A 25227-nucleotide genomic window follows, 5' to 3' on the forward strand; every position below is an offset into this window, starting at 1 on the left:
CCACGCCGAGACCCCCGGTTCCCGCCGAGACCCCGTGCTGCAGCCGCAGCTGCGAGGGGGTCTCGGCGGGAGGGCGGGGTCTCGGCGCGGCGCCGCGTCAGTCCTGCAGGCGCTGCGGGCCGACGCCCTGCGTGCCGAGGGCGTCATCGGGGTTCAGCAGTCCGCACGCCTTCATCGACAGGCAGCCGCAGCCGATGCATCCGGTCAGCTCGCGCTCGAGACGCTCGATCCCTTCGCGCCGTTTCTCGAGCTCGCGCTTCCAGCGTCGTGACGCCTTCTGCCAGTCGGCGTGACTCGGGGTCTCGGTCAGCGGCACGTCGGCGAACGCCGTCTGCACGTCGGACAACGGGATGCCGAGGCGCTTGGCGACCGTGATGAGCGAGACCCGCCGCAGCATGTGGCGGGCGTAGCGGCGCTGATTGCCGGGCGTGCGGGTCGAGGCGATGAGGCCGAGCGTCTCGTAGAAGTGCAGGGCGGAGGCGGCGACACCGGTGCGTCGGGTCATCTCGCCGATCGTCAGCGGCTCGTCGGGTGCGTGCGTGCTCATCCGGTTGCCTCTCCCTCGATTTGACCTCAAGTGTACTTGAGGTCTTACGGTTGTCGAGTGGCCCCGACGTGGGCCGATCGACCCGAACGAGGACAGCGTGACCCGAACGAAGACCCCGCGATGACCTATGTGATCGCCCTGCCGTGCGTCGATGTGAAGGACAAGGCCTGCATCGACGAGTGCCCCGTCGACTGCATCTACGAGGGTGAACGGTCGCTCTACATCCACCCCGACGAGTGCGTGGACTGCGGTGCCTGCGAGCCGGTGTGCCCGGTGGAGGCCATCTACTACGAAGACGATCTGCCCGACGAATGGCAGGACTACTACAAGGCCAACGTCGAGTTCTTCGACGAGATCGGCTCGCCCGGCGGCGCCGCCAAGACCGGGATGCTCGCCTTCGATCACCCGATCATCGCCGCGCTCGCACCCCAGGGGGAACACGCATGACCGTCTCCGAACCGCGCATCGCCATCGTCGGAGCGGGGCCGGCCGGAATCTACGCCGCCGACATCCTCCTCGGCGTCGCCCCGACCGCGTCGATCGACCTGTTCGAGAAACTGCCGGCTCCCTACGGACTTGTGCGCTACGGCGTCGCCCCGGACCATCCGCGCATCCGCAAGATCACCGATGCCCTGCACGACGTGCTCGTGAACCCGCGCATCCGTCTGCTGTGCAACGTCGAGATCGGCGTCGACGTCGAGATCGACGCACTGCGTGCGGCTTATGACGGTGTGATCGTGGCGACCGGCGCCGACCTCGACGTCGCGCTCGACATCCCGGGCATCGATCTGCCGGGGTCGTTCGGCGCGGCCGCGTTCGTCGCCTGGTACGACGGGCATCCCGATGTCGCGCGCACCTGGCCGCTCGAGGCAGAGTCGGTCGCGGTGCTCGGCGCCGGCAACGTCGCCCTCGACGTCACGCGGATCCTCGCGAAGCACGCCTCCGCACTGACGCACACCGACACCCCGGATGCCGTGCTCGATCAGCTCGCCGCCAGCCCGCTGCGCGACGTGCACCTGTTCGCCCGCCGCGGCCCCGCCGATGTGCGCTTCTCGGCGATGGAGCTGCGTGAGCTCGCCGAACAGGACGACGTCGACGTGATCGTCGACCCGGCAGAGCTCGCCCTGGACGAGCATGCCGAGCGGATGGTGGCGCAGTTCTCGCAGCGCCGCATCATCGTGCGCACCATGACCGAGTGGGCCGCGCGCGACCCCGCGACGAGAACGGCCTCGCGCCGCATCCACCTGCACCTGCGGCAGCGTCCGGTGCGCCTGCTGGGCGCGGACCGCGTGACCGGCATCGAGATGGAGCGCACCGCATCCGACGAACTGGGCCGGATGGTCGGCACCGGCGAGCTGCTGCGCTACGACGTCGGTGCGGTCTACCGGGCCGTGGGCTACCGCTCGACCCCGGTTCCCGGCATGCCGTTCGACGCGGAGCTCGGAGTGGTGCCGCACGCCGAAGGACGGGTCGTGGATGCGGAGGGCACACCGATCCCGCGACTGTACGCGACCGGCTGGATCAAGCGCGGTCCGGTCGGGCTCATCGGCTCGACCAAGTCGGATGCCGCGCAGACCGTTCGGCACCTCGTCGACGATCTCGCCGATGCCGAGCCGGCCGCGTCCGGCGAGGACCCGCTCGCCCACGTGGACCACGCCGTCGACCTCGCCGGCTGGCTGCGCATCGACGCCGCCGAACGCGGGGCCGGATCGGAACGCGGACGGGAGCGCACCAAGATCGTCGAGCGCGCGGAGATGCTCGCCCACGCGAAACAGGAACAGATGACGGAGGCCGGCCGATGACCGCGATACCAGTACCCACCCCGGTCGGCGAAGGACTCAAGACCGCCTTCCGCACGCACCCCGCCGGAGTGGCGATCATCACGGCATCCACCCCGGCGGGCCCGGCCGGGCTCACGGCCTCGAGTGTCGCGTCCGTCGCGGTCGACCCGGGCGATCGTGTTCTCGGTCACTCGGGCGACCGGCTCCGCGGGCGCGATCCTCGGCGCCGACACCTTCGTCGTCCACCTCATCGACGACGAGCATTCCGATCTCGCGCAGAGCTTCGCGGTCAGCGGCTCCGAGCGGTTCACCCCCGAGCAGGGGTGGTCGGCCCTGGAGACGGGGGAGCCGCACCTCGCTTCGGCGCGGGCCGCCCTGCGCTGCCGCACCCTGCAGACCGTGGCCGTCGGCTCGTCGACGGTCGTGATCGCCGAGGTCCTCGAGGTGCTGGCGGGGCCGCAGGGGCGCCCGCTCGTATACCTCGACCGCCGCTTCCACGCCCTCCCGCACGACACCCACCACTGACCCTCATCGAAAGGAAGACGCAATGTCCACTCTCTACACACTCCCCGAGCTGCCCTACGACTACTCGGCCCTCGAGCCGCACATCTCCGGCAAGATCATGGAGCTGCATCACTCCAAGCACCACCAGGCCTACGTGACCGGCGCGAACACGGCGCTCGAGCAGCTCGCGACCGCCCGCAGCGCCGGTGACCTCGCGAACGTCAACAAGCTCGAGAAGGATCTCGCGTTCAACCTCGGCGGCCACATCAATCACTCGGTGTTCTGGCAGAACCTCTCGCCCGAGGGCGGCGGCGCTCCCGAGGGTGAGCTCGAGGCCGCGCTCGTCGACGCGTTCGGCTCGGTCGACACCTTCCGCGCGCACTTCACCGCGACGGCACTGGGCGTGCAGGGATCGGGCTGGGCCGTGCTCGCCTGGGACAGTGTGGGTGCCCGCCCCGTGATCTTCCAGCTGTTCGACCAGCAGGGCAACGCGCCGCTCGGCGTCACCCCGCTGCTGCAGCTCGACGTCTGGGAGCACGCCTACTACCTCGACTACCTCAACGTGCGCGCCGACTACGTCAAGGCGTTCTGGAACCTCGTGAACTGGCCCGACGCGCAGCGCCGCTTCGAGGCCGCCCGCACCGCGACCGCGGGTCTGATCGTCGCGGGCTGAACCTCCCGTACTCTGCTCGACCCGGCCTCATATGTGCGACCCAGCCCGTTGCGGACGTCCGCAAGGGGCCGGGTCGCACATAACGGGCCGGGTCGAGTTCGATGGGTCGAGCTAGATCAGGCGCGCGGTCGTCCCGCGCACGTTCAGCTCGTACGGCAGCGCCGACGGGATGTGCACCTCGTCGGGGGTGGTGAGCTTCGCGAGCACGGCATCCGCCGCACGCTCACCCTGCCCGAGCGGAAACTGGTCGACCGTGGTCAGGCGGAAGAACTCCCCGAGCTCGTGCCCGTCGATGCCGACGATCGACAGCTCCTCGGGCACGCTGAAGCCCAGGTCGCGCGCGGCGAGCAGCGCACCGATCGCCATCTCGTCCGATGCTGCGAACACCGCGGTCGGTCGTGGCCCCGGTCGTCCGAGCAGCTGTTTCGCCGCGCGGTAGCCACCTTCGACCGTGAAGTCGGCCGGCTCGAGGAAGGCGTGGTTGAGGGGGATCCCGGCCTCCGCCAGGGCCTTCTCGAACCCGAGTCGGCGGTTGGTGGGGATGTGGAAGTCGATGTCGAACTCGGGGTTCGCGCCGATGTGGGCGATGTCGGTGTGGCCGAGGCCGATGAGGTGCTCGGTGGCGAGCTGGGCGACAGCGACGTCGTCGACCGTGAGGGTGTCGAGCTTCGGATTCGGGCCGCCGATCGCGATCACCGGCAGGCCGAGGTCGAGCAGGTGCTGTGTCTCGTCGGCGTCGAGTTCGATCGACACGGCGATGACGGCATCCACGCGCTGCCGCCGCAGGAACGTGTCGAACACGTGCCGGCGCACATCCTTGTCGGCGGTGATGTTGTAGAGCGTGATGTCGTAGCCGGCGCGCATCAGCGCGGCCGAGACGCCCGACAGTACCGTGCTGAAGAACCACCGGTCGAGGAACGGGACGACGACCCCGATGTTGCGGGTGCGCCCGGAGGCGAGGCTCGACGCGCGCGAGGAGACGACGTACCCGAGCGACTGCGCCGCGGCCTGCACCCGCTCCCTGGCGGATTCGGACACGTGGCCGCGGCCGCTGAGGGCGCGCGAGACGGTCGCGGTGGAGACCCCGGCGAGCCGGGCGACCTCATCGATGCTGGCCATATGTTCCTCTTCGAAAAGTGTTCCGGTCGCGATTTCTGTCGCTTCACGCGGGTGTGAGCGGCAGAAATCGCGACCGGAAGGGGCTTGTCAGACCTGGGCGGCGGTGGTGTACCAGACGGCGGTGTCGACCGGGATGGCCGCTCCGTCGAAGGGCTGGCTCTGCAGGATGACCGTCGCGTCGGTGGGCAGCTCGATCGGCTCGGTGCCGAGGTTCGCGACCACGCGCACGTCGCCCCGGCGGAAGGCCACCGCGTCGGCGCCGGCATCCTCCCAGATCAGTGAACCGCTGCCGAAGCCGTGCTCGCGGCGGGCGGCGAGCAGTCGCTTGTACAGCGCGAGCGTCGAGCCGGGGTCGACCTCTTCGACGTCGCGGGCGTAGGTCGCCCACTCGGCCGGCTGCGGGAGCCATGACTTCCCGGTCTCGTTGAAGCCGAAGGCCGGAGCCTCGGCCTCCCAGGGCAGCGGCACGCGGCATCCGTCGCGGCCGTAGCGCTTGCCCTCGGTGCGGAACCAGGTGGGATCCTGACGGAACTCGTCCGGGATCTCCATCGCCTCGGGGAGACCGAGCTCCTCGCCCTGGTACAGGTAGGCCGAGCCGGGCAGCGCGAGCATGAGGGTGGTCGCCGCGCGGGCGCGGGCCAGACCGATCGCGGTGTCGGGCTTGCTCGGGGTGTTCGGCCCGATGCCCTCGCCCTGGGGGTTGTCGGCCGTGAGCGCGAGGCGCGAGGCGTGCCGCACGACGTCGTGGTTCGAGAGCACCCACGTGCTGGGCGCTCCGACGCCGCCGAACTCGTCGAGCGACTCGCGGATGACATCGCCCAGTCGCTGCGCGTCCCACGGGGTCATCAGGTACGGGAAGTTGAAGGTCTGGTGCATCTCGTCCGGACGAACCCAGAGGGCCGTCTGCTTGAGGGTCGGCATCCAGGCCTCGCCGCACAAGGCGCGGTCTCCGTCGTATTCGGCGAGCACCTTGTGCCAGTCGCGGTAGATCTCGTGCACGCCGTCCTGGCCCCAGTACGGCACGTTCGACTCGCCGCCGCCCATGGAGTCGGAGTCGGTGGGAGGCGTGTAGTCGGGGAGGCCCTCGGTCTTGATCATGCCGTGGGCGACGTCCACTCGGAAGCCGTCGACACCGCGATCGAGCCAGAAGCGCAGGATCGAGCGGAACTCCTCCTGCACCTCTTCGTTGTTCCAGTCGAAGTCGGGCTGCGTGGCATCGAAGATGTGCAGGTACCACTGGCCGGGGGTGCCGTCGGCCTCGGTCACGCGCTGCCACATGCCGCCCCCGAACACCGACTCCCAGTTGTTCGGGGGGAGCTCGCCGTTCTCGCCGCGGCCGTCGCGGAAGATGTACCGCGCGCGCTCCGGGCTGCCCGGTGCCGCCTTGAGGGCTTCCTGGAACCAGACATGCTGGTCGGACGAGTGGTTCGGGACCAGGTCGACGATCACGCGGATGTCGCGGTCGTGTGCCTGAGCGAGCATCTCGTCGAAGTCGGCGAGCGTGCCGAACAGCGGGTCGACGTCGCGGTAGTCCGCCACGTCGTAGCCGGCGTCGCGCTGCGGGCTGGTCATGAAGGGGCTGAGCCAGATCGCGTCGACGCCGAGTTCCTGCAGCGCGTCGAGTCGGCTGGTGATGCCCGGGAGGTCGCCGATGCCGTCGCCGGAGGCGTCCGCGAAGGATCGGGGGTAGATCTGGTAGATGACGGCGCTGCGCCACCACTCGGAACCGGGGGCTGCGATCTGCTCAAGCTGTGCCATGCGAACAGGCTACTGCAAACGCTTACAGTCTTGCCAGAGCGGGCATCGAATCGGTTCGATCCCGGGAGGGCGTCCATCGGGGGAGTAGCCTGACGGCATCGATTCAAGGAGGAATCATGGTTCCCGAGATCAACTACTGGGCGGTGCTGCTGGCCACCGCGTCGAGCATGCTCGTCGGCTCGGTCTGGTACGCCCCGAAGGTGTTCGGCACACGGTGGTCGAAGCTCGCGAACGTCGACATGGATCGTCCGGCGGCCACGGCGATGTGGCCGATCATCACCACCGTCATCGTGAGCTTCATCACGGCCTGGGTGCTCGCCGGGGCATCCGCCATCGCCTGGCATTTCTACGGCGGCCCGTTCTTCTGGGGCACCATCGTCACGGCGGTCACGCTGTGGGCGGGGTTCACCGCCGCACGCTTCATCACGCACGACGCTTTCGAGGGCCGCTCGACGAGACTGACGACCCTGAACATCGCGCACGAACTGGTCACGGTCGTGGTGATGGCCGTACTGATCGGCGTCTGGCCGCCGGCACTGGGCTAGGGTCCGTACGGGGTCGACGGCGGGGAGCCGTCGACGACCCCGTCTGCTCACGGCGTGGGCATGCCGCCGTTGACGTTCAGCGTCTCACCGGCGACGTAGCTCGACTCGGCCGACGCCAGGAAGACATAGGCGGGGGCGAGTTCGGCCGGCTGCCCCATCCGGCCGAGCGGGGTGTCTTCGCCGAAGCTCTCGAGCTTCTCCTGCGGCTGTCCGTCGCTGGGCTGCAGGGGCGTCCAGATCGGGCCGGGCGCCACGGCGTTCACGCGGATGCCCTTCGGGGCGAGCTGCTCGGCCAGTCCCTTCGTGAAGGCGTTGATGGTCGCCTTGGTCGAGGCGTAGTCGACGAGGATGCCGGAGGGTGAATACGCCTGGATCGACGTCGTGTTGATGATCGTCGACCCGGCGGGCAGGTGCGGCAGTGCTGCCTTCGTGATCCAGAACATCGCGTACACGTTGGTCTTGAACGTGTCGTCGAACTGCTCGTCGGTGATGTCGATCAGCGACTCCTGGTAGACCTGCTTCCCGCCGTTGTTGACGAGGATGTCGAGCCCGCCGAGCGAGGCCACCGCGTCGGCGACGAGGGTCCGGCAGTACTCGGGGTCGCGGAGGTCGCCGGGAAGTGCGGCGACCTTCACGCCGGCGTCGCGCAGGATGCCGGCGATGCGGCTCGCATCCTCCTCCTCTTCGGGCAGATAAGAGATCGCGACGTCGGCACCCTCACGGGCGAAGGCGATCGCGGTGGCCGCGCCGATGCCGGAGTCGCCGCCGGTGATCAGCGCCTTGCGTCCGGTCAGGCGTCCGGTGCCGCGGTAGCTCTCCTCCCCGAGGTCGGCCTTCGGCGCCAGATCGGCGTCGAGGCCGGGCTCCGGCATGTGCTGCTTCTCGGGAGCGATGTCCGCATAGAGCTCGGCGGGGTTGGTGAAGGTGTACTGGTCGCGGGGCATGAGGCGTCCTTTCGACAGCGGCTGCGGATGGGGCCATCGTGCGCGCGGTCAGGGGGCGCAGGCAAAACCCTTGTCAGCCTCCGCCCCCTTTGATACGGGTGAGCGGCTCGGCGTCGCTCGACGTCAGCTGATGTTCGCCGTGATGGCCGCGAGATGGGCGGCGGACTCCTCGACCGACGACGGACGCCCCTCGACGCCGGGTCGCTGCTGCCACGGGCGCGGGCCGTCCGGATGCCGGTACTCCACGCCCGCCGCATCCAGCCGGGCGAGATGCTCGATGAGCCGAGGCCGGAATTCGGCGAAGTCGCGTTCGCCGTCGGTCCACAGCGCTTCGGCGACAGCGCAGAGCCGCGGGAAGGCGCGGTAGTCGATACCGCGTGCCGAGTCGATGTGCTCGGTCCACAGGTTCGCCTGGCCGCCGAGCACGTGACGAGCCTCTGCGGCATCGAGCTCTGCAGGCACCGGATCGAACGCGTAGACGGTGTCGAGCGTGGTCACCGTGCCCACCGGGATCGGCTCCGTCGGCAGCGCCGATTCGCGGTAGTCCAGGTACACCGTGTCTTCCGGGCATGCCACGACGTCATGCCCGGCGCGCGCAGCCGCCAGCGCGCCGACCCGCCCCCGCCACGACAGCACGCTCGCCCCGGGTACGAGGCCGCCCTCGAGGATCTCGTCCCATCCCAACGGTTTCTTCCCCCGAGAGCGGAGGTGCTCTGCGATCCGGCCGATGAACCAGCTCTGCAGCTGCTCCTCGTCGTGCAGACCGAGCTCCCGCATCCGCTCCTGCGTGCGCGGGTCTTCGCGCCACTGCACCTTCGGGCACTCGTCGCCTCCGATGCAGACGTACTCCGAGGGGAACAGGTCGATGACCTCGTCGAGCACGTTCGTGAGGAAGTCGATCGTCGCCTCCTCCGCGTTGAAGATGACGGGGTTGATGCCCCACTTCGTCCACGGCGCGGCCGGCGCGTTCTGCCCGACTCCGAGATGCGGATAGGCGGCGACCGCCGCCTGCGCGTGCCCCGGCAGCTCGATCTCGGGGATGACCGTGATTCCGCGATCCGCCGCGTAGGAGACGATCTCGCGGATGTCGTCCTGCGTGTAGAACCCGCCGTGCGGCCGGCCGTCGCCGGGAGAGCCGTGGGTGGCGCCGACCTGGCTCTCTGGGCGCCAGCCGCCGATCTCGGTGAGCAGCGGATAACGGTCGATCGCGATGCGCCAGCCCTGGTCGTCGGTCAGGTGCAGGTGCAGCGTGTTGAGGCGGTGCATGGCGAGCAGGTCGATGAAGCGCCGCACCTCGCGGGCCGGGGTGAAGTGGCGGACGACATCGAGCATGGCCCCCCGCCAACCGAATCTCGGGGCGTCGCGCACGTGCGTCGCCGGCGCCGCCCAGCGCGTGCCGCGTGCGGGGGAGTGTCGATGGATCGCCGGCGGGAAGAGCTGCAGCAGGGTCTGCATGCCCCAGTGGCCCCCGCGTTCCTCGGACGCGGAGACGCGCACGGTCGCCGTGGCGACCTGCAGATCGAAGCCCTCCGGCTCGAGCTCCGCGTCGAGGTCGAACCGGATTCCCCGGCCCTGGTCGCGCGAGCCGTCGTCGTCGACCGTGAGCGGAAGGACGAGGCCGGTCGCGGCGCGCAGCCGTTCCTGCAGGCGCAGCGCCGGCTGCAGCAGCGCGGGATGCGTCGACACCGTCGTCTGGGGCGTGAGTTCGAACTCCCCCTCTGTCGAATTCCGGCTCTGAGCTCGGGGAAGGAGAGTCGGCGAGAGCATGTGGGCTGAATGCATGGGAGGCAATCCTGAATTCGTTGGTTTCATGGCCTAATAGTTAGTAAATAAAGTGACCTAATTGCAGAACGCTAATCACGGCCGATTTGGAAACAACACCGTCATCGCGCAGAAATATAACAGTTCCACATCGCGCAAGGAAATGATTGACAAGGGATATGAAACAGAGGTGTACTAACGTTCACCGCCACACACATCGACGTGTCAATTGCGGTTCCCATTCACCAAGGAGAGTTCTGTGGCAATCAAGAAGTTGACAGCGATCGGCGCACTCGGCGTCGTGACCGCTCTCGCGCTCAGCGCATGTTCCGGTTCCACCGGTGCCGGTCAAGGAGCCGCACCCACCGACGGCAAGGTCCCCGAGGTCGACGGCAAGGGACAGAAGCTCATCGTCTGGGTCATGGACGGCGACTACACCCCCGAGACCCTCGACGCGATCAACGCGAAGTTCACCGAGGTCACCGGGGCCGAGGTGAATCTCCAGGTGCAGACCTGGGACGGGATCACCACGAAGATCACGACCGCGCTCGCCACCGACACGCCCCCGGACGTTCTCGACGTGGGCAACACCCAGGTCGCGAGCTACGGTGCCAACGGCGGTCTGCTCGACCTCACCCCCTACAAGGACGACCTCGCTCAGGGGCAGACGTGGCTCGATGGACTCGTCGACCCTGCAACGATCAGCGGCAGCCTGTACGGCGTTCCTGGCTTCGCGGGCGCTCGTGCCGTCATCTACAACAAGACCATGTGGGCCGAAGCCGGCGTGACCGAGGCGCCGACCACATACGAGGAGTTCACCGCGGCGCTCGACAAGGTCAAGGCCGCCAACGCCCAGACCCCGGACTTCTCTGCGTTCTACCTGCCGGGGCAGTACTGGTACGCGGGGCTGCAGTTCGTCTGGGACGCGGGCGGCGACATCGCCAGCGAGAAGGACGGCGAGTGGACCTCGGGCTTCAGCACCGACGAGTCCCTCGAAGGGCTCGAGGCGTTCCAGTCCTTCCAGAACGAGTACTCGTCCGCGGCATCCTCGACGCTCGACACCCTGGAGCCGAACCAGAGCCAGATCTTCGCCGACGGCAAGACCTCGGCGATCCTCAACACCAACACCGGCGCCATCCTCAAGATCGACCCGGAGCTCGAAGACGACCTCGGCACGTTCCCCTTCCCCGGACTCTCCGGTGAAGCGCAGCCCGTCATGCTCGGCGGCTCGGACTGGGCGATCCCGGTGAAGTCGAAGAACAGCGATCTCGCGCTGAACTGGGTCAAGATCGCGGCCAGCCCCGAGATCCAGCAGGAGTACGTGTTCGGGGTCGACGGCTGGATTCCCAACAGCACCGAGGGCATCGAGTTCGCCCAGGAATCCCTGGACGACGTGAAGGTCAGCTTCTTCACCGCCGCGCTCAGCTCGAAGGCCACGCCGGCGAACGCCAACTGGACGACGATCGAGAGCAACAAGGACATCAACGGCCTGTTCTCGTCGATCGCCTCCGGCTCGAAGTCCGTCGAGGACGCCGCTGCCGACTTCGACGCCGCCGCCGACAAGGCACTCAACACGAAGTAGCGCGGCCGGTGCCGTGCGATCGCCCCCGATCGGTCGCACGGCACCCCGCATCCGACGGCGACCGCGCCCCGACGTCGTCGTCCCGATCCCCACGAAAGGCGAGCCCTTGGTCGACACCGCTGTTGCCGCACCTCCGCCCCTGCAGACCGTTGCGCCCCGCCCCTCTGGGCCGACCGGGCGGAAAGGGCAGCGCCGATCGACCGCGCCCCTATGGCTGCTGACGCCCGCGGGACTGATGATCGTGTTCGTCACCCTGCTCCCGATCGGGTTCCTGATCTTCACGTCGTTCACCGACTACAACCAGCGGACCCTCTTCACCGGAGCCTTCTCGTTCGTCGGACTCGACCAGTACGCGGCCGTGCTCTCCGATCAGGAGTTCTGGTGGTCGCTCCTGCGGACCGTCCTCTTCACGGCCGCCCTGGTCGGCGGCAGCGTCGTCATCGGTGCGGGCATGTCCCACCTGATGACGCGACTGCCCTCGTCGCTGCGCTACCTCACGACGGTCGTCCTGATCCTCGCCTGGGCGATGCCGAACGTCGCCTCCTCGATCGTCTGGTCCTGGCTGTTCCAGCCGCAGTACGGCGTCATCAACTGGATGCTGACGCAGACCGGCCTCTTCGGAGACATGACCAGCGTCGACTGGGCGTCCGATCCCACGCTCGCCTGGGTGTGCATCTGGCTCCTCGTCGTCTGGCAGGCCGTGCCGTTCATCGCCCTCACCCTCTACGCCGCCGAGACGCAGGTGCCCCCGGAACTGAAAGAGGCGGCGCGTCTGGACGGAGCATCCGAATGGAACATCTATCGGGTCGTCGTGCTCCCGTCGATCGCGCCGACGATGCTGCTGGTGACGATGCTCTCGATCATCTGGGACTTCAACGTGTTCAACCAGATCTGGCTCATCTCCGAAGGCGGTCCGGACGGGGCGACATCGACCCTGGGGGTCTTCACCTACACCACCGCCTTCTCGGGCAACCTGCAGATCGGGGCGGGATCGGCCATCGCGGTCGCATCGACGCTCATCCTCGTGGCGCTCAGCGCCCTGTACATCCGCAACCTCGTGCGTTCGGGAGAAGACCTGTGACCATCACCACCCCCCGGACGCGCCGCCGTCGCCGGCGTCTGCCCTGGATCAGCAGCACCATCGCGATCCTCTTCTGCATCGTGTGGGCGTTCCCCGTCTACTGGATGGTCAACACGGCGTTCAAGCCGCGGTCCGAGATGCTCAGCAGCACCCCGCACTTCCTGCCGGAGTCGCCGACGCTCGACAACTTCTTCACGGCGATCGGCAAGGGGCAGTTCCTCGTCTACCTGCAGAACTCGGTGATCGTGGTCGCCGGCGCGGTCCTCTTCTCGATCGTGCTGGGACTGTTCGCGGCCGCGGCCCTCTCCCGCTTCCGGTTCCGGGGGCGGCGGCCGATTCTCGTGCTCATCCTCATCATCCAGATGCTGCCGGCGACCGCGCTGCTCATCCCGCAATTCCTCATCTTCAATTCGATGGGGCTGCTCGGGACGTACTGGGGGCTGATCTTCGCCTATGTGGCGGGTGTGCTGCCCTTCTCCATCTGGGTCATGCGCGGATTCTTCCTCGCGATCCCGATCGAACTCGACGAAGCCGCGCGTATCGACGGCGCATCGACCTGGCAGGTGCTCACGAAGGTGCTGTTCCCGCTCGTGATGCCCGGCATCATCTCGAGCAGCGTGTTCGCGTTCATCGCCGCCTGGAACGACTACATCGTCGCCTTCACGTTCATGAAGGACCAGGCAAACTACACGCTGCCGGTCTGGCTGAATTCCTTCACGGTCTCGGTGGGCGGCGAGATGGGCACCGACTACGGCGGGCAGATGGCCGCGGCCACCCTGTTCGCGCTGCCGGTCGTGGTGTTCTTCATGATCATCCAGAGGAACCTCGTGACCGGCATGTCGGCCGGCGCGGTCAAGGGCTGACGACGTGCACCTCAACGCAGAGAGAAGCGTCATGAAGAGATCATCGGGAACATCCCTGCGTCGTGTGCTCGCCACTGCCGTCGTGGCTGCGGCGATCGCGGTCGGCGTTGCTCCCGCAGCTTCGGCGGCCGCAGCGACGGCCGAGGACGGTTGGTTCACGAGCCCCGACGGGACCACCGACTACGCGCGGTCCGCCGCGGCGGCGTACGAGTTCCTCGACAGTCGGGTCGACGAGTACTGCAGCGCCGACGGGATGTGCCTGCCGCGCAGCTACCAGGGCGGGTTCTTCTCGACGCCGACGTGGGAGTTCACGTCGTCGTTCCTCTACGACGACGCCCTGACCGTGATGGCGTACGCGGCGCGCGGCCTGCCGGACGATATCCGCCGCGCGCGGTCGATCGGCGATGCGATGCTCTTCGTCCAGGCCAACGACCCGGACTACAGCGACGGGCGCACCCGCGCCTCGTATCAGCCGGGAAGTCTCCGCGACGGTGCCGTGGAGATCGGGTCTCCGGCCTCGTACACCGGCAACCAGGCGTGGGTGGGGATGGCGCTCGCCCGGCTCTTCGACATGACCGGGGAGCAGAAGTACCTCGACGGCGCCCTCCGCCTCGGTGAGTGGATCGAGACGAACACGGCCGACACGGTCCGCGCTCCGTTCGGCTACACCGGTGGGCAGGATGCCGCCGGCACGCCCTTCACGTTCAAGTCCACCGAGCACAACATCGATGTGACCGCGTTCTTCACCCAGCTCGCGACCCTCACCGGAGACACGGTGTGGGCGGACCGGGCCGCGATCGCCGAGGAGTTCATCGCCGCGATGCAGGCGGACGACGACGGGCACCTCTGGACGGGGACGAACCCCGACGGCGTCACGACCAACTACTACCCGACGCCCGAGGACCCGCAGGCCTGGAGCTATCTGGCGACGCTCGACGACCGCTATTCGACGTCGCTGACCTGGACGGTCGCGAACCTGCATGCCGTGGACGGGCCCTACCAGGGGCCTTCGTTCAGCAGCGCCGATGTCTCGAAGGTGTGGTTCGAGGGCAGCGGTCAGCTCGCTCTGGCCCTGCGCGCTCGCGGCGGCGAAGGCGATGCCGCCTACGTCCAGACGATCCTCTCCAGCGTCGAACTCGCGCAGCGGCAGGCGGCGAACGGCGACGGCAGAGGAATCGTCGCGTCGTCGAGCGATGGCCTCGACACCGGATTCGGCGACCTCTACTACGCGAGTCTGCACACCGGGGCCACCTCCTGGTATCTGCTCGCCGTCACTGGTTACAACCCGTTCCGACTGGCCGCCGACCCTGAACCGCCGACCAGTCCCGGCACCGGCGGTCCGACCGGCGCGCCGGTGGTGTCCGACGGTGGCGGGGAGGCCCTCGCAGAGAGCGGATCCGCGACCCCGGTGGGGGTCGTCGCCGCAGCGGCCGTCATCACAGCGATCGGCGCCGTGCTGATGTTCCGGCGACGACGTGCCCGGGGCTGACGCGGCACCGCCCGTCGCAGCCGGTATCCGGACGAGGGAGGATGGAGCCGTGGCAGAACTCCGCATCACGACCAAGGCCCTCCCGGAGCACGGCCGCGTCCGCAATCGCGCGATGCTGCTGCAGGCGCTGTTCCACGACGGACCGCGCAGCCGGGCCGACATCGCGCGCCTGTTCGCTCTGAACAAGGTGACGGTGTCGGCGATCGTGGGCGAGCTCATCGAGCAGGGCATCCTCGTGGACGCGGGGCATTCCGCCGCCGTGCGCGTGGGCAAGCCCGCGACCCTGGTCGCCATCGACGACGACTCGCGGTCGATCGTCAGCCTCGACCTGTCGGATGAGCAGGCGTTCCGGGGAGCGGTGATGAACCTGCGCGGCCAGGCCTCGACGCTGACGCGTTTCGACGGGGAAGTCGACCGACGCGACGCCGCGGCCACGATCGCGCGCGTCATAGAGATGGTGGACGAGCTGATCGGCGCGGCGCCGGCGCCCGTGCTCGGCATCGGTGTGAGCAGCCCCGGCCTCGTGGATCGTGACGGCGTGGTCCGGTACGCCCCGCACCTCGGCTGGTTCGACGCCGACGTGCGAGGTGCGCTGAACGAACGCTTCGGTGTGCCCGTGCACATCGTCAACGATGCCAACGGCATGGCGCTCGCCGTGCACACCTTCCGCGAGAACGACGGTCGGAGCATCCTGATCCTCACCATCCAGAGGGGCGTCGGCGCGGGCCTGATCGTCGGCGAGAAGTTGATCGTCGGTGAGGACTTCGCCGCGGGGGAGATCGGGCATGTGGTCGTGGCTCCGCAGTGGGAGAAGGTCTGCGCGTGCGGGCGGCGCGGATGCCTGGAATCGATCGTCGCGATCCCGGAGCTGCGTCGTCGGATGGACGAGGGGGAGGCGCGCGAGAGCGTGGTTCAGGACGCCGCCGACGCCATCGCCGCGGCCGTCGCGCCCATCATCGCTGTGCTCGGCGCCACGCGCGTGGTGCTCGCCGGGCCGGACGACGTCCTCGACGACGACTTCGCTGCCGCGGTGCAGCGATGCCTGACGGCCCGGACCCTCCCCGCCACGACGCGGCCGATCGGCGTGGACATCGGCTCCGACGGCGGGCTGCTCGGCCTGCAGGGGGCGGCCGTCGCGGTACTCTCGGCGGAGCTGGGCATCTCGTGACCACGGGGGTCGGATGCCGTCATGAGCGGGGGCGTGCCTGATGGGGTCGAGGAAAGCGGATGCGATCGTGGCGAGCCGCGGCACCGAGAAGGCGCTTCCGGAGCACACCCGTCAGGTGAACCGCTCGCTGATCCTGCGCACGCTGTTCCACGGAGCGGCCATGAGCCGTGCGGATCTCGCCAGGGTCACCGGGCTGACCAGGGTCAGCGTCTCGCGCATCGTGGACGATCTCATCGCCGAGGGGCTCGTCCTGGAGCACGAGCCGAGCTCCGGTGGCCGCGTCGGCAAGCCGAGCACCTCCATCGCGCTGAACCCCCACGCCTACCACGTGGTGACCCTCGACCTCTCCGCCTACGCCGAGCTCACGGGCGCGATCATGAGCCTCGACGGCGAAGTGGTGCACTCCATGAGCGTGCCGATGGACGGGGCGACGGGACCCGCACTCCTCGAGAAGGTGTGCGCGCTGGCGTCGGCGCTCGTGAAGCGCTCCACCGTCCGGGTCCTCGGAGTGGGCGTCGGGTCGCCCGGCGTCGTCGATGCCACGGGAGTCGTGCGCGAGGCGGTCGCCTTCGACTGGCACGATCTCGACGTCGGGTCCGCGATCGCCGCGGTGGTCCCGGTGCCGGTGCACATCGCCAACGACGCCAACGCCGCCGCCCTCGCCGCCCGGACCTATGGTCAACCGGCCGTCGACGACCTCGTCCTCGTGCGGATCGGGCAGGGCATCGGCAGTGGTGTCGTCGTCGGGGGCACGCTCGTCACCGGCCATCGGTTCACCGCAGGAGAGATCGGTCACGTCCTCATCGACCGTGACGGCGCGCGGTGCCGGTGCGGTCGCCGTGGTTGCCTGGAAGTCGTCGCGGCCGTCCCCTACGTCCGGCAGCTGCTGGCCGAACCGAGTGCATCCTCCGCCGAGGTCCTCGGTGCCGCCGGGAGGGCGCTGGGGCGGGTGCTGACTCCGGTCGTCACGGCTCTCGGGCTCGAGCAGGTCGTCCTGTCCGGTCCGGAAGACATCGTGGGAGGCGTGTTCCTCGAACAGGCCAGGGCGACGATCGAGGAGCAGACCCTGGCGATCGTCACCGACGCGCTCGACATCCGCGTGGCCGTGCGCGGGGACGACATCGTGCTGTTGGGCGGCACGGCACTCGTCATCGCCGAGGAACTCGGCATCCGCTGAGTCGAGCCTCCAAGCCATGTGAGATGCGGTCACGGGCGACGGAATCTAGACCTTCGCCACTTCTGCGAGGCTCCGCGATATGCGAATGTTCCTCTGGTGGCCGTCCGGCCGCCCGCGGGCCGCACCCGGACCGTGGTCCTGCCAGAGGGGTTCCGATGTCCGGTTCGTCGCGCCGAAGGATGCCGTCGGTGGTCACCGCCGCGCTCGTCGCAGCGGCGCTCGCGGCCGCCGTGCCCGCCGTCTCAGGCGCCTTCGCCGCGGCCGACGGCTCCGCATCCGGGGGCGATGCACCGGACCCGTCGCGCTCGGTGGCCCTGGCCTACGAGTTCCTCGACGCGCGCGTGGACCAGTTCTGCGACGGCGCGGGCCGCTGCCTGCCGCGCAGCTACGAGGGCGGGTTCTTCACCACGCCGAGCTGGGACTTCACGCCGTCGTTCGTGTATGACGACGCACTGGTGATCATGGCGTACACCGCCCGAGGTCTGCCGGACGACATCCGACGTGCGCGGACGATCGGCGACGCGCTCCTCTTCGTGCAGGAGAACGACCCGATCGGCGACGGCCGCACCCGTGCGTCGTACGAGCCGCACGGTATCCGGCAGGGGCGCGTGGAGATCACCGGGCCCGGCACGTTCACCGGGAATCAAGCCTGGGTCGGGATGGCGTTCACGCGGCTCGCGCGCACGACCGGGGATCCGCGGTACCTCGAAGGGGCACTGCGTGTCGGTCAGTGGATCCAGGACCACACGGCAGATATGGCCCGCGCGCCCTACGGCTACACCGGCGGCCAGCTCGAGGATGGAACGTCGCTGACCTGGAAGTCCACGGAGCACAACGCCGACGTGGCGGGGTTCTTCACGCAGCTGGCGCAGCTCACCGGCGATGCGGTGTGGTCGGATCGGGCAGCCGTGGCCGCGGGTTTCGTCGCGGCGATGCAGAGCGCGGACGGTCACGTGAACACCGGCACCGGCCTCGACGGCTCGACGATCAACACCCGGCCCATCCCCCTGGACGCACAGACGTGGAGCTCGCTCGCCACCGGCGACCCGCGGTACGGGACAGCGCTGGATTGGACTCTCGAGAACCTGATCGCGACGGACGGCCCGTACACCGGTCCGTCGATCAGCGAGGTCGACGTGTCGAAGGCGTGGTTCGAGGGCAGCGGACACCTGGCGCTGGCCCTCCGGCTGCGCGACGGATCGGAGGATTCCGCGACGGCGGAGACGCTGCTGGAGAGCATCCGCCTGGCGCAGCGCGACGCGCCGAACGGCGACGGCAAGGGGATCGTCGCGACCTCGAACGACGGTCTCGATTCAGGCTTCGGCGACCTCTACTACGCGAGCCTGCACACCGGTGCGACCGCGTGGTACCTGCTCGCGTCTGCGCAGGACAACCCGTTCGTCCTGCCGGTGGACTGAGCCGGACTACGCGGCGACGCGGGCGACGGCGGCGATCGCGCTCGTGAAGAAGTCGAGTCCGTCGACACCGCTTCGCATGGCGGCTGCGGTGTCGGGGCCGAAGCCGGCTTCGGTGGCGTGCTCGGGGTGCGGCATGAGGCCGACCACGTTGCCCGCTTCGTTCGTGACGCCGGCGATGTCGCGGAGGGAGCCGTTCGGGTTCACGCCGGCGTAGCGGAAGGCCACGAGACCTTCGCCCTCGATGCGGTCGAGGGTCTGCTCGTCCGCGATGTAGCCGCCGTCGGCATTCTTCAGCGGGATCACGATCTCCTGGCCGCTGCGGAACGCGTTCGTCCAGGCGGTGTCGGAGTTCTCGACCGTGAGGCGCTGGTCGCGGCGCACGAAGTGCTGGTGGTTGTTGCGGATGAGTCCGCCGGGCAGCAGGTGCGCCTCGACGAGCATCTGGAAGCCGTTGCAGATGCCGAGCACGGGCATGCCCTTGGCAGCGGCATCCTTCACCTCGGACATGATCGGGGAGAGCGCGGCGATCGCGCCGGCGCGCAGGTAGTCGCCGTAGCTGAAGCCACCGGGGAGGACGAGCGCGTCGACGCCCTCGAGGTCGTGCGAGCCGTGCCACAGGGCGACGGGCTCGGCGCCGGCGATGCGGACGGCGCGCTGTGCGTCGCGGTCGTCGAGCGAGCCGGGGAAGGTGACGACGCCGATGCGGATGGTCACTCCGCGACCTCGATGCCGACGACGTCTTCGATCACGGAGTTGGAGAGCACCTCGTCGGCGATGCGGCGGGCCTCGGCGAGCACCTCGTCGGTGACCTCGCCCTCGACCGTGAGCTCGAAGCGCTTGCCGATGCGGACGTCGGTGAAGCCCTCGACGCCGAGGCGGGCGAAGGCGCCGGACACGGCCTTGCCCTGCGGGTCGAGCAGTTCGGGCTTGGGCATGACGTCGACGACGATGGTGGGCATGACGGCTCCAAGAGTCGCGGGCGGACGGGCGCACCCAGTCTACCGTCCCCGCCCTGCCTCTCCCGCCCCTCCCGTGCACCGCGCGCCCGCGCGCACACTTCCGCCGAGTGCACGGCGTGGTGTCGAGCACACGGCTTGTTCACGCGCCGAGGCCGTGCACTCGGCGAGAAGCCGTGCGCTCGGCGACGGGAGTGCGGGCGACGGGGAGCGCGGGCTACGGGGAGTGCAGGCTACGCGGAGTGGAAGACGGTGTGCAGGTCGCCGACGGCTTCGCGACCGCCGAGGCCGTCGATCTCGAACAGCACCGAGATGCCGATGACGTGGCTGCCGAGGCGTTCGACGAGTTCGCGCCCGGCGGCGAGCGTGCCGCCCGTGGCCAGCACGTCGTCGATGAGCAGCACGCGGGAGCCGGCGGGCAGGTCGTCGTGCATCTCGATCGTGGCGGTGCCGTACTCGAGGGCGTAGTCGACGGATGCTGCCGGGCGGGGCAGCTTTCCCGCTTTGCGGATCGGGATGAGGCCGACGCCGGCGGCAATGGCGGCGGCGCTGGCGAGGATGAAGCCGCGCGCCTCGATGCCTGCGATCACGTCGAACTGGCCGGCGAAGGGCTCGATGATCGCCTCGGTCGTGACCCGCAGCGCCTCGGCGTCGGCGAGGAGTGGCGTGATGTCGCGGAAGATGATGCCCGGCTGCGGGTAGTCCGGCACGTTGCGGATCAGGGTTTCGGCACGGACGAGGGCAGGAGACAGGGCGGCTTCGGGCACCGGACAAGGGTACGCCGCTCGACCCGGCCTTGACGATTCGCCGACGGGGCGACGATCGGCCGAGGTTTTCGCGGCATCCCCTCGGTGAATCGTCCTTCCCTCGGCGGATCGTCGGCAACCAGACCGGCTTGACACCGTGGGAGCGCTCCCATAGAGTGACTGCTCAGTTCGTGGGAGCGCTCCCACGGCGTCCCGAAAGCAGCAACACCGCACGACCCCCACCACACAAAGGAGTGAACCGTGAACACACGTGCCCGCCACCGGATCCTCGCGATCGCCGCCGTGGCATCCGTCTCCGCCCTCGCCCTCGCCGGCTGTGCCGGTAACGCCGACGGTGCCGACGAAGGCAGCGCCGACGAAGAGGTGACGCTCACCGTCACCACGTTCGGCACCTTCGGCTACGACGACCTCTACAAGGAGTACGAGAAGGCGCACCCGAACGTCACGATCGAGGCGACCAACATCGACACCGGCGGCAATGCCCGCACCGATGCCTTCACCAAGATCGCCGCCGGCTCCGGCCTCAGCGACGTCGTCGCGATCGAGGAGGGCTGGCTCGGCGCCGTCATGGACGTGTCCGACACCTTCGTCGACCTGCGCGATTACGGCATCGAAGACCGCAAGGCCGACTGGGTCGACTGGAAGTACGGACAGGCGACGGATGCTGAAGGCCGCGTCATCGGCTACGGCACCGACATCGGCCCGAGCGGCATCTGCTACAACGGCGCAGCGTTCGAGGCCGCCGGCCTCCCGAGCGACCGCGAGTCCGTCGCCGAGCTGCTGAACGGCGATTGGGAGAACTACTTCCAGGTCGGCGCCGACTACACGGCCAAGACCGGCAAGGCCTGGTACGACCACTCCGGCTTCGTCTGGAACGCCATGGTCAACCAGCTCGACGAGGGCTACTACACCACCGACGGCGAGCTGAACGTCGAGGACAACGCCGAGCTCAAGGAGCGCTTCGAGCTGCTGGGAGCGGCGACCGAGGGCGGCCAGTCGGCTGCCCAGACGGCGTGGGACTGGAACGGCGGCAAGTCGTTCGTCGACGGCACCTTCGCGACCTTCGTGTGCCCGGGGTGGATGCTCGGTGTCGTGCAGGGTCAGGTCGAGGCCGGCGGCGGAGACGCCTCCACCGGCTGGGACTTCGCCGACGTGTTCCCCGGCGGCGCAGCCAACTGGGGTGGCGCGTTCCTGTCGATCCCAGAGTCCTCGCAGCACAAGGAGGCGGCCGCCGAGCTCGCCGACTGGCTGACGCAGCCCGAGCAGCAGGTCAAGCAGTCCGCCGCCGCGGGCAACTTCCCCTCGACGATCAAGGCGCAGGAGACTCTGGCCGCCGACGCGACGCCGAACGAGTTCTTCAACGACGCTCCCACCGGGGCGATCCTCGCCGAGCGTGCCAAGGGCGTCGTGGCGCAGTTCAAGGGCGCCGATGACTCGGTGATCCAGGAGAACGTGTTCGGCCCGGCCCTCAGCAGCCTCGACCGCGGCGAGACCGACACGCAGGGCGCCTGGGATCAGGCCATCGGCCTGCTGAACGACCTCGTCGACTGACACCCCCGTTCCGGTCGCAGTTCCTGCCGCCTCCACCCCACGGTCGGCGGCAGGAACTGCGACCGGAACCCTCGGAACCCCGGGACAAGGACCCCTCCATGACTCTTACCGCCCCGCCCGCGGAGCAGCAGGCCGCGGCATCCGCCCACAAGACGGATGCTCCGCCGAAGCGCTCCTGGCGCCACCGCGTCTCGCGGTTCGACCAGAACGCCTCCCCATACTTCTACATCTCTCCGTTCTTCCTGCTGTTCGGGCTGGTCGGCCTGTTCCCGCTGCTGTACACCGTGTGGGTGGCCGTGCACGAATGGGACCTGCTCAAGGGCGAAGGCGACTTCGTCGGCGTCGGCAACTTCGTCGAGATCCTCGGCGACGCCATGTTCTGGAACTCGATCGGCAACACCCTGAGCATCTTCCTGCTCTCCGCGATCCCGCAGCTCTCCGTCGCGCTCGTGATCGCCTACCTCCTCGACCGGGGCCTGCGCGCCCCGACCTTTTGGCGGATGAGCGTGCTGATCCCGTTCGTGGTCACCCCGGTCGCGGTCGCCATCATCTTCTCGAGCATCTTCAACGAGGCCGACGGCCTGGCCAACAACCTGCTCAACCTCATCGGCATCGCCGACCAGGAGTGGAAGCACAACACCGCTCTGTCGCACATCGCGATCGCCGTCATGGTGAACTTCCGCTGGACCGGCTACAACGCCCTGATCCTCCTCGCCGCCATGCAGGCCGTGCCGCGCGATCTCTACGAGTCGGCCGCCCTCGACGGGGCAGGCGCCGCCCGCCGATTCTTCTCGATCACGATCCCGACGATCCGGCCGACCCTGATCTTCGTGATCATCACCGCGACGATCGGCGGCCTGCAGATCTTCGCCGAGCCGCGCCTGTTCGACGTGTCGACGGCCGGCGGGATCGGCGGCAGCGATCGGCAGTTCCAGACGACCGTGCTGTTCCTGTGGGAACTCGCGTTCTTCCGCCGCGACCTCGGTGAAGCGTCCGCGGTCGCCATCCTGCTGTTCCTCCTCATCGTCGGAATCGGCGTGATCAACTTCCTCATCTCCCGGCGCATCTCCACCGGGGACGGGCCGAAGAGCCGTGCCGCCCGCCGGCGCGCCCGCACCGCCGACACGACGGCCGCCGCCGCGGGAACGACGATCGCCACCATCACCGAGGAGAACGCGCGATGACCGCCACCCAGGCACTCAGCGTGCCCGAGAAGATCCGACGTCGGCGCAGCGCAGCCGGAGGCACCGCCGGCATCGGCAGCCGCCCTGGCTTCCTCACCTACGGGCTCCTCGCCGCCTTCATCATCGGCAGCGTGTATCCGCTGTGGTGGTCGGTCGTGGTCGCCAGCGGCACGAACGCCACCCGCGGCGAGACGCTGCCGCTGATCCCCGGGGGCAACTTCTTCGCCAACGCGGCCAAGGTGTTCGACGCGATCCCGTTCTGGCTGGCGCTCGGCAACTCGTTCCTGATCTCCGGCATCATCACGATCTCGGTCGTCACGTTCTCCACCCTCGCGGGCTACGCGTTCGCGAAGCTGAAGTTCAAGGGACGCGACGGGCTCATGATCTTCGTGATCGCGACGATGGCGATTCCGACGCAGCTGGGCATCATCCCCCTGTTCATGCTCATGCGTGAGCTGGGCTGGACCGGCTCGATCGGCGCGGTCATCGTGCCGACCCTCGTCACCGCATTCGGGGTGTTCTTCATGCGCCAGTACCTCGTCGACGTCATCCCCGACGAACTGATCGAGGCCGCGCGTATGGACGGCGCGAACCAGTTCCGCACGTTCCTGACCGTCGGGCTGCCCGCTGCTCGACCGGCCATGGCCATCCTCGGACTCTTCACCTTCATGACGGCGTGGACCGACTACCTGTGGCCGCTGATCGTGCTATCCCCGCAGAACCCGACGCTGCAGACGGCGCTCAGTCAGCTGCAGTCGGGCTACTACATCGACTACTCGATCGTGCTCGCCGGTGCGGTGCTCGCGACCCTTCCGCTGCTCGTGCTCTTCGTGGTCGCGGGTCGGCAGCTGGTCAGTGGCATCATGGCGGGCGCGGTGAAAGGATGACCCCTATGACCCGCTCCTTCCCCGAGAACTTCCTCTTCGGCGCCGCGACCGCGGCGTACCAGATCGAGGGGGCGGCGTTCGAGGACGGACGCACGGCATCGATCTGGGATACGTTCGCCCGCGTTCCCGGTGCCGTGATCGGCGGCGACAACGGCGACGTGGCCTGCGACCACTATCACCGGTACCGCGACGACGTCGCCCTGATGACCGAGCTCGGCCTGCAGACGTACCGCTTCTCCACGTCGTGGTCGCGGGTGCGGCCCGACGGCGGCACCGTGAACCCGGCAGGCGTCGACTTCTACGAGCGCCTGGTCGACGAGCTGCTCGCCGCCGACATCCTGCCCTGGCTGACGCTGTACCACTGGGACATGCCGCAGGCGCTGCAGGATGCCGGTGGCTGGACCAACCGCGACACGGTCGACCGGTTCCTCGAGTACGCCGGCACCATGCACGACGCTCTCGGCGACCGGGTCAACGTGTGGACGACGCTCAACGAGCCGTGGTGCTCGTCCTTCCTCTCCTACACCGGTGGTGAGCACGCGCCGGGGCACACCAGTGTCGCCGAGGGGCTGCTCGCGTCGCACCACCTGCTGCTCGCGCACGGCAGGACGGTGCAGGAGCTGCGGGGCCGCGACGCCTCGCTGAACCTCGGCATCACCCTGAACCACACGGTCGCAGACCCCGCCGACCCGCAGAACCCGGCCGACGTCGATGCCGCGCGCCGGGTGGACGGGCAGTTCAACCGCTGGTTCCTCGACCCGATCTACCGCGGTATCTACCCGGCCGACATCGTCGAGGACATCCGCGCGGTGGATGCCGACGCCGTCGCACAGTTCGAGGCCGCGGTCCGCGACTGCGACCTCGAGACGATCTCCCAGCACATCGACACGCAGGGCGTGAACTACTACCACGGCGACTTCCTGTCGGGCACGGCTCCGGCCCAGGCGCCGGTGTCCGGAGGGCCCGCCACCGAGCGGCCCGGCCGCAGCCCCTACCCGTCGAGCGACGGCATCCACTCGGTCGAGCGCGGTCTGCCGCGCACGGCGCAGAACTGGGAGGTGCAGCCCGAGGGGCTCACCCGGGTGCTGCAGCGGGTCTGGAACGAGTACGCCGAGCCCGCGGGCACCGTGCTGTACATGACCGAGAACGGTGCCGCCTATGACGACGTCGTGGTGGTCGAAGACGGCGAGACGCGCGTGCACGACGCCGACCGCACGGAGTTCCTGCGCCTGCATCTCGGTGCGGTGCTCGATGCCGCGGAGTCGGGCGTCGACGTGCGGGGCTACTTCTACTGGTCGATGTTCGACAACTACGAATGGGCCTGGGGTTACGACAAGCGCTTCGGCATCGTGCGCGTGGACTACGACACGCAGGAGCGGAGCCTCAAGGACTCCGCCCGGGAGTACGCCCGCATCATCGAGTCCCGGTCGCTGTAGCCCTCCCCGGCTTCCGAATCGTGCGAATGGTCCCAT

The 25227-nt window shown here is 68.8% G+C and carries 23 protein-coding genes and 1 pseudogene; 16 read left to right on the top strand and 8 right to left on the bottom strand.

Translation table 11 applies throughout. The features are described from left to right. Positions 1 to 97: 97 nt before the first annotated feature. Positions 98 to 547, bottom strand: coding sequence for a redox-sensitive transcriptional activator SoxR (soxR, locus tag ACFC14_RS07835; RefSeq protein WP_136042094.1), 450 nt, complete (start codon positions 545 to 547; stop codon positions 98 to 100). Between the two features lie 120 nt (positions 548 to 667). Between soxR and fdxA the strand changes: the two genes are divergently transcribed. The 4 genes and pseudogenes from fdxA (at position 668) to ACFC14_RS07855 (ending at position 3505) form a co-directional block, all read left to right on the top strand. Continuing rightward, the gene (gene fdxA, locus ACFC14_RS07840; protein WP_091032694.1) at positions 668 to 994 is read left to right on the top strand and encodes a ferredoxin; all 327 of its coding nucleotides are present in this window, start codon (positions 668 to 670) and stop codon (positions 992 to 994) included. Continuing rightward, positions 991 to 2349 (top strand): FAD-dependent oxidoreductase, encoded by a 1359-nt coding sequence (locus ACFC14_RS07845; protein ID WP_376102643.1) that lies wholly within the window; start codon positions 991 to 993, stop codon positions 2347 to 2349. The genes fdxA and ACFC14_RS07845 overlap by 4 nt, the downstream gene beginning before the upstream one ends. After that, a pseudogene (locus ACFC14_RS07850) lies at positions 2346 to 2853 on the top strand (flavin reductase family protein). Before ACFC14_RS07845 ends, ACFC14_RS07850 begins: the two are co-directional and overlap by 4 nt. A 22-nt stretch (positions 2854 to 2875) precedes the next feature. Continuing rightward, the gene (locus ACFC14_RS07855) at positions 2876 to 3505 is read left to right on the top strand and encodes a superoxide dismutase (RefSeq protein ID WP_376102645.1); all 630 of its coding nucleotides are present in this window, start codon (positions 2876 to 2878) and stop codon (positions 3503 to 3505) included. 111 nt (positions 3506 to 3616) lie between these two features. Here ACFC14_RS07855 and ACFC14_RS07860 read toward each other — a convergent pair whose 3' ends face one another. After that, positions 3617 to 4624, bottom strand: coding sequence for a LacI family DNA-binding transcriptional regulator (locus ACFC14_RS07860; RefSeq protein ID WP_136040787.1), 1008 nt, complete (start codon positions 4622 to 4624; stop codon positions 3617 to 3619). A gap of 87 nt (positions 4625 to 4711) precedes the next feature. Beyond that, on the bottom strand, positions 4712 to 6382 hold the full coding sequence (locus tag ACFC14_RS07865; RefSeq protein WP_376102647.1) for a glycoside hydrolase family 13 protein: 1671 nt from the start codon (positions 6380 to 6382) through the stop codon (positions 4712 to 4714). A gap of 116 nt (positions 6383 to 6498) precedes the next feature. Between ACFC14_RS07865 and ACFC14_RS07870 the strand changes: the two genes are divergently transcribed. Beyond that, positions 6499 to 6927: a DUF1761 domain-containing protein gene (locus tag ACFC14_RS07870; RefSeq protein ID WP_376102650.1), complete on the top strand. Its 429-nt coding sequence runs from the start codon at positions 6499 to 6501 to the stop codon at positions 6925 to 6927. Between the two features lie 47 nt (positions 6928 to 6974). Here the strand turns inward: ACFC14_RS07870 and ACFC14_RS07875 are convergent, their stop codons facing one another. After that, entirely contained in the window at positions 6975 to 7871 is an 897-nt protein-coding gene (locus ACFC14_RS07875) for an SDR family oxidoreductase (RefSeq protein ID WP_376102653.1), read from the bottom strand. A 123-nt stretch (positions 7872 to 7994) separates the two neighbouring features. Next, entirely contained in the window at positions 7995 to 9653 is a 1659-nt protein-coding gene (locus ACFC14_RS07880) for a beta-N-acetylhexosaminidase (protein WP_376102655.1), read from the bottom strand. Positions 9654 to 9891: 238 nt separating this feature from the next. On the opposite strand from ACFC14_RS07880, the gene ACFC14_RS07885 reads away from it, so the two are divergent. From ACFC14_RS07885 to ACFC14_RS07915, 7 genes are all read left to right on the top strand, one after another. Beyond that, on the top strand, positions 9892 to 11214 hold the full coding sequence (locus ACFC14_RS07885; protein WP_376102658.1) for an extracellular solute-binding protein: 1323 nt from the start codon (positions 9892 to 9894) through the stop codon (positions 11212 to 11214). A gap of 106 nt (positions 11215 to 11320) precedes the next feature. Then, a complete protein-coding gene (locus ACFC14_RS07890) occupies positions 11321 to 12295 on the top strand; it encodes a carbohydrate ABC transporter permease (protein ID WP_376102661.1) in 975 nt (324 codons plus the stop codon). Then, a complete protein-coding gene (locus ACFC14_RS07895) occupies positions 12292 to 13158 on the top strand; it encodes a carbohydrate ABC transporter permease (protein WP_376102664.1) in 867 nt (288 codons plus the stop codon). Before ACFC14_RS07890 ends, ACFC14_RS07895 begins: the two co-directional genes overlap by 4 nt. Positions 13159 to 13189: 31 nt before the next feature. Beyond that, positions 13190 to 14647: a hypothetical protein gene (locus ACFC14_RS07900; protein WP_376102667.1), complete on the top strand. Its 1458-nt coding sequence runs from the start codon at positions 13190 to 13192 to the stop codon at positions 14645 to 14647. A 49-nt stretch (positions 14648 to 14696) separates the two neighbouring features. Beyond that, a complete protein-coding gene (locus tag ACFC14_RS07905) occupies positions 14697 to 15815 on the top strand; it encodes an ROK family protein (protein WP_376102670.1) in 1119 nt (372 codons plus the stop codon). 40 nt (positions 15816 to 15855) lie between these two features. Beyond that, entirely contained in the window at positions 15856 to 16992 is a 1137-nt protein-coding gene (locus ACFC14_RS07910; protein WP_376102673.1) for an ROK family protein, read from the top strand. Positions 16993 to 17171: 179 nt separating this feature from the next. Further along, positions 17172 to 18410, top strand: coding sequence for a hypothetical protein (locus ACFC14_RS07915; RefSeq protein WP_376107129.1), 1239 nt, complete (start codon positions 17172 to 17174; stop codon positions 18408 to 18410). A 6-nt stretch (positions 18411 to 18416) separates the two neighbouring features. Here ACFC14_RS07915 and purQ read toward each other — a convergent pair whose 3' ends face one another. The 3 genes from purQ to ACFC14_RS07930 form a co-directional block, all read right to left on the bottom strand. Continuing rightward, a complete protein-coding gene (gene purQ, locus ACFC14_RS07920; RefSeq protein ID WP_376102675.1) occupies positions 18417 to 19124 on the bottom strand; it encodes a phosphoribosylformylglycinamidine synthase subunit PurQ in 708 nt (235 codons plus the stop codon). After that, on the bottom strand, positions 19121 to 19369 hold the full coding sequence (purS, locus tag ACFC14_RS07925; protein ID WP_017204254.1) for a phosphoribosylformylglycinamidine synthase subunit PurS: 249 nt from the start codon (positions 19367 to 19369) through the stop codon (positions 19121 to 19123). Before purS ends, purQ begins: the two co-directional genes overlap by 4 nt. A gap of 230 nt (positions 19370 to 19599) precedes the next feature. Next, positions 19600 to 20133: an adenine phosphoribosyltransferase gene (locus tag ACFC14_RS07930; protein WP_136040796.1), complete on the bottom strand. Its 534-nt coding sequence runs from the start codon at positions 20131 to 20133 to the stop codon at positions 19600 to 19602. A gap of 240 nt (positions 20134 to 20373) precedes the next feature. Between ACFC14_RS07930 and ACFC14_RS07935 the strand changes: the two genes are divergently transcribed. The 4 genes from ACFC14_RS07935 to ACFC14_RS07950 all read left to right on the top strand — a co-directional run bounded on the left by ACFC14_RS07935 (position 20374) and on the right by ACFC14_RS07950 (position 25191). Further along, complete coding sequence (locus ACFC14_RS07935) at positions 20374 to 21684, top strand: ABC transporter substrate-binding protein (protein ID WP_376102679.1); 1311 nt, start codon at positions 20374 to 20376, stop codon at positions 21682 to 21684. Between the two features lie 98 nt (positions 21685 to 21782). Then, positions 21783 to 22868: a carbohydrate ABC transporter permease gene (locus ACFC14_RS07940; RefSeq protein WP_376102682.1), complete on the top strand. Its 1086-nt coding sequence runs from the start codon at positions 21783 to 21785 to the stop codon at positions 22866 to 22868. Then, positions 22865 to 23755, top strand: a complete 891-nt coding sequence (locus ACFC14_RS07945) for a carbohydrate ABC transporter permease (protein ID WP_376102685.1) — start codon at positions 22865 to 22867, stop codon at positions 23753 to 23755. The genes ACFC14_RS07940 and ACFC14_RS07945 overlap by 4 nt, the downstream gene beginning before the upstream one ends. Positions 23756 to 23760: 5 nt before the next feature. Beyond that, positions 23761 to 25191 (top strand): glycoside hydrolase family 1 protein, encoded by a 1431-nt coding sequence (locus ACFC14_RS07950; protein ID WP_376102688.1) that lies wholly within the window; start codon positions 23761 to 23763, stop codon positions 25189 to 25191. Positions 25192 to 25227 lie beyond the last annotated feature (36 nt).

The sequence above is a fragment of the Microbacterium sp. NPDC055988 genome (assembly GCF_042269505.1).
GTDB lineage: Bacteria > Actinomycetota > Actinomycetes > Actinomycetales > Microbacteriaceae > Microbacterium.

Coding starts and splice junctions, on each gene's coding strand:
- soxR (WP_136042094.1), bottom strand. CDS start 547: ATGAGCACGCACGCACCCGACGAGCCGCTGACGATCGGCGAGATGACC.
- fdxA (WP_091032694.1), top strand. CDS start 668: ATGACCTATGTGATCGCCCTGCCGTGCGTCGATGTGAAGGACAAGGCC.
- ACFC14_RS07845 (WP_376102643.1), top strand. CDS start 991: ATGACCGTCTCCGAACCGCGCATCGCCATCGTCGGAGCGGGGCCGGCC.
- ACFC14_RS07855 (WP_376102645.1), top strand. CDS start 2,876: ATGTCCACTCTCTACACACTCCCCGAGCTGCCCTACGACTACTCGGCC.
- ACFC14_RS07860 (WP_136040787.1), bottom strand. CDS start 4,624: ATGGCCAGCATCGATGAGGTCGCCCGGCTCGCCGGGGTCTCCACCGCG.
- ACFC14_RS07865 (WP_376102647.1), bottom strand. CDS start 6,382: ATGGCACAGCTTGAGCAGATCGCAGCCCCCGGTTCCGAGTGGTGGCGC.
- ACFC14_RS07870 (WP_376102650.1), top strand. CDS start 6,499: ATGGTTCCCGAGATCAACTACTGGGCGGTGCTGCTGGCCACCGCGTCG.
- ACFC14_RS07875 (WP_376102653.1), bottom strand. CDS start 7,871: ATGCCCCGCGACCAGTACACCTTCACCAACCCCGCCGAGCTCTATGCG.
- ACFC14_RS07880 (WP_376102655.1), bottom strand. CDS start 9,653: ATGCATTCAGCCCACATGCTCTCGCCGACTCTCCTTCCCCGAGCTCAG.
- ACFC14_RS07900 (WP_376102667.1), top strand. CDS start 13,190: ATGAAGAGATCATCGGGAACATCCCTGCGTCGTGTGCTCGCCACTGCC.
- ACFC14_RS07910 (WP_376102673.1), top strand. CDS start 15,856: ATGGGGTCGAGGAAAGCGGATGCGATCGTGGCGAGCCGCGGCACCGAG.
- ACFC14_RS07915 (WP_376107129.1), top strand. CDS start 17,172: ATGCCGTCGGTGGTCACCGCCGCGCTCGTCGCAGCGGCGCTCGCGGCC.
- purS (WP_017204254.1), bottom strand. CDS start 19,369: ATGCCCACCATCGTCGTCGACGTCATGCCCAAGCCCGAACTGCTCGAC.
- ACFC14_RS07940 (WP_376102682.1), top strand. CDS start 21,783: ATGACTCTTACCGCCCCGCCCGCGGAGCAGCAGGCCGCGGCATCCGCC.
- ACFC14_RS07945 (WP_376102685.1), top strand. CDS start 22,865: ATGACCGCCACCCAGGCACTCAGCGTGCCCGAGAAGATCCGACGTCGG.
- ACFC14_RS07950 (WP_376102688.1), top strand. CDS start 23,761: ATGACCCGCTCCTTCCCCGAGAACTTCCTCTTCGGCGCCGCGACCGCG.